Origin of the sequence: Micromonospora sp. CPCC 205558 (genome assembly GCF_036902955.1) — a bacterium.
Taxonomy (GTDB): domain Bacteria; phylum Actinomycetota; class Actinomycetes; order Mycobacteriales; family Micromonosporaceae; genus Micromonospora.
On the sequence record NZ_JBAKHR010000061.1, the window covers coordinates 1 to 2,552 of the forward strand.

Genomic DNA, 2,552 nt, shown 5'->3' on the forward strand with positions numbered 1-2,552 from the left:
GTGCAGGTGTCGGCGTACCCGGACGCCTACGCCCAGTGGGAGCAGCAGGCCACCGACCTCGTCACCCAGCACTGGAACAGCTGACCACCCGCACGACAGCACCACCGCACCACCGCACGGCAAGACCGCAGCAAGAAGGCCGCTGGCCGGCACCCGCAACCCGGGGGTGCCGGCCAGCGGCCTTCCTCTTGTTGTCGCCGCACGCCGCACGCCGCACGCCGCACGCCGCACGCCGCACGCCGCACGCCGCACGCCGCACGCCGGTCGCTGTCGCCGGCCGTCCGCCGGTCGCCGTCCGCCGGTCGCTGAATGCGTTCGCTGGTCCTTGGTCGCGGGCCACGACCGTGAGGGCCGGAGATGCCCCGGTGTAGCGGGCCCCTTTTGGGAAGGCGAATGCCGTCTGGTTGGGGATTTTCTGTAGATCTTGGACAGTTTCCGTTCTGTCTGAACGGAAACTGTCCAAGATCTCGTGGGGGACGGCCGGATTGCGGGCGGTGGTGGTGGGTGTCGTGGCCGAGAGGCGACCTGCGGTGCAGCGATAGGACTCGGGGGGCGTCCGGAACGGCCGCAGTGCGGCAAGGCGTCGCGCTGTGCCGGCCCTTGCCTCCTGGCCCGGCCCTTGCCTCCTGGCCCGGCCCTTGCCTCCTGGCCCGGCCCTTGCCTCCTGGCCCGGCCCTTGCCTCCTGGCCCGGCCCTTGCCTCCCGGCCCGGCCCTTGCCTCCTGGCCCGGCCTGCGGCTCCCGGCCGCGCTCGGCTCCCAGCCTTGCCGGCCCAGCCTTGCGGCCCCCGGCGGCCCCCGGTACGGCGGTGCCGTGGGACGGCAGGACGGCGGTGCCTTGGGACGGCGGGACGGCGGGACGGCGGGGCGGCAGGGCGGCGGTGTCGTGGGACGGCGGGGCGGTCGGGCCGCGCGTTCGGTTGGGCGGGCGCGGCAGAGCGGGGAACAAGGTGGGGGGCCGGCTGGTTGTGGAGGGTGTCGGTGTGACTCAGTGTCCCCGGGCCTCACCTAATATCGCCCTCGCGGAATACCGTTCGGCTGGAGCCGCGTCGTGCCACTCGCCGAGAGGCGACCTGCACACCGACACCAGTGCCGCCCCCAGCCCACAAGGCCGGGGGCGGCACTGTCTGTATCCCCGGTTCGCGAACCTGTCTCAGTTGACCTATGTTCAGGGGGTCGCTCGTGTGGGAGGGGGTGTCGGGGTTGGGGCTACGGTCCTTCATCGAGGGTTGGCCGGTCTACCGGCAGCTCACCGGCACGGACCCGCTGGGCCGGGGTGCGGCGGCGAAGTCCGATGGATCCCGCGCGCTCACCGCCCGCACCGACACCGCCGATTCGATGGCCCGTTCGGTGTGTCCGTACTGCGCTGTTGGCTGTGGTCAGCGGGTGTTCGTGAAGGACGGGCAGGTCAGTCAGATCGAGGGTGATCCGGACAGTCCGATCTCGCGGGGTCGGCTGTGTCCGAAGGGTTCGGCGAGCAAGAGCCTGGTGACCAGTCCGTTGCGGCAGACGAAGGTTCGTTACCGCCGGCCGTACAGCACGGAGTGGGAGGATCTGGAGCTCGACACCGCGCTCGACATGATCGCCGACCGGATGCTCGCGGCGCGGGAGCAGACCTGGGAGGACGTCGACACGCAGGGCCGGCCGCTGAACCGGACGCTGGGTTTCTCCAGTCTGGGTGGGGCGACGCTGGACAATGAGGAGAACTACCTCATCAAGAAGTTGTTCACCGCGATGGGGGCGCTCCAGATCGAGAACCAGGCCCGTATTTGACACTCCGCCACCGTCCCCGGTCTGGGGGCCAGCTTCGGTCGTGGCGGTGCGACGGATTTCCAGCAGGACATCGCCAACGCTGACGTGATCGTCATCCAGGGTTCGAACATGGCTGAGGCGCATCCGGTGGGTTTCCAGTGGGTGATGGAGGCCAAGCGCCGGGGTGCGAAGGTCTTCCACGTCGACCCACGGTTCACCCGGACCAGCGCGGTCGCGGACGCGTACCTGCCGATCCGGGCGGGCACGGACATCGCGCTGCTCGGCGGGGTGGTGCGCTACATCCTGGACAACGAGTTGGACTTCCGGGAGTACGTGCTGGCGTACACCAACGCGGCGACGATCGTCAGTGAGGACTTCAGCGACACCGAGGACGGCGACGGCTTCTTCTCCGGCTTCGACCCGGAGACGGGCACGTACGTGCAGGACAGCTGGCAGTACGAGGGGCACGAGGGCTCGTCGGGCAGTGGGCACACCGCCCAGGAGCGGGACAGCGCTGCGGGGTTGACGCACGAGTCGCACGGCGCGCAGGTGGACGGGCACACCCGGCGTGATGAGACGTTGCAGCATCCGCGCTGCGTCTACCAGATCCTCAAGCGACACTTTGCCCGTTACACCCCGGAGATGGTGGAACGGGTCTGCGGCATCCCGCAGGCGCAGTTCCTGGAGTTGGCGCGGGCGTGGGCCGCGAACTCCGGCCGGGACCGCACCGGCATGTTGATCTACTCGGTGGGGTGGACGCAGCACAGTGTGGGTGTGCAGTACATCCGTACCGGTGCGATCA

The 2,552-nt window shown here is 69.9% G+C and carries 1 protein-coding gene; it reads left to right on the top strand.

Going from position 1 to position 2,552, the window contains the following annotated elements:
* Nucleotides 1–1,201: 1,201 nt before the first annotated feature.
* Nucleotides 1,202–2,552, top strand: a 1,351-nt coding sequence (locus tag V6U86_RS33245; RefSeq protein ID WP_334510507.1) for a molybdopterin-dependent oxidoreductase, incomplete at its 3' end; no start/stop codon positions are given.